Source organism: Marinomonas polaris DSM 16579 (assembly GCF_900129155.1).
Taxonomy (GTDB): domain Bacteria; phylum Pseudomonadota; class Gammaproteobacteria; order Pseudomonadales; family Marinomonadaceae; genus Marinomonas; species Marinomonas polaris.
The window spans coordinates 1-1142 of record NZ_FQVF01000050.1 but is presented as its reverse complement, the minus strand read 5'-3'; the positions used below and the strand labels follow the sequence as shown (position 1 = coordinate 1142).

The window sequence follows — 1142 nt, the reverse complement described above, 5'->3', positions numbered from 1 at the left end:
GTGTGAAGGACTTGCTCCGTAAGCACTAGTCGGTCGAAGATACCAGGTGGCTGCGACTGTTTATTAAAAACACAGCACTCTGCAAACACGAAAGTGGACGTATAGGGTGTGACGCCTGCCCGGTGCTTGAAGGTTAATTGATGGGGTTAGCGCAAGCGAAGCTCTTGATCGAAGCCCAAGTAAACGGCGGCCGTAACTATAACGGTCCTAAGGTAGCGAAATTCCTTGTCGGGTAAGTTCCGACCTGCACGAATGGCGTAACGATGGCCACACTGTCTCCACCCGAGACTCAGTGAAATTGAAATCGCAGTGAAGATGCTGTGTATCCGCGGCTAGACGGAAAGACCCCGTGAACCTTTACTATAGCTTCACAGTGAACTTTGAACCTACTTGTGTAGGATAGGTGGGAGGCTTTGAAGTGCAGACGCCAGTTTGCATGGAGCCACTCTTGAAATACCACCCTGGTATGTTTGAGGTTCTAACTCAGGTCCCTTATCGGGATCGAGGACACTGTGTGGTGGGTAGTTTGACTGGGGCGGTCTCCTCCCAAAGAGTAACGGAGGAGCACGAAGGTGTGCTCAGCATGGTCGGAAATCATGCATAGAGTGTAAAGGCAAAAGCACGCTTAACTGCGAGACAGACACGTCGAGCAGGTACGAAAGTAGGTCTTAGTGATCCGGTGGTTCTGTATGGAAGGGCCATCGCTCAACGGATAAAAGGTACTCCGGGGATAACAGGCTGATACCGCCCAAGAGTTCACATCGACGGCGGTGTTTGGCACCTCGATGTCGGCTCATCACATCCTGGGGCTGAAGCCGGTCCCAAGGGTATGGCTGTTCGCCATTTAAAGTGGTACGCGAGCTGGGTTTAGAACGTCGTGAGACAGTTCGGTCCCTATCTGCCGTGGACGTTTGAGATTTGAGAGGAGCTGCTCCTAGTACGAGAGGACCGGAGTGGACGAACCTCTGGTGTTCCGGTTGTCACGCCAGTGGCATTGCCGGGTAGCTATGTTCGGACGGGATAACCGCTGAAAGCATCTAAGCGGGAAGCCTCCCTTAAGATAAGATCTCACTGGGACATAAGTCCCCTGAAGAGCCGTTCGAGACTAGGACGTTGATAGGTTGGGTGTGTAAGTGCTGTGA

At 52.5% G+C, this 1142-nt stretch carries 1 rRNA gene; it reads left to right on the top strand.

The annotated features are described in order from the left end of the window. Window positions 1–1142, top strand: a 23S ribosomal RNA gene (locus BUA59_RS23390); the annotation flags it as partial.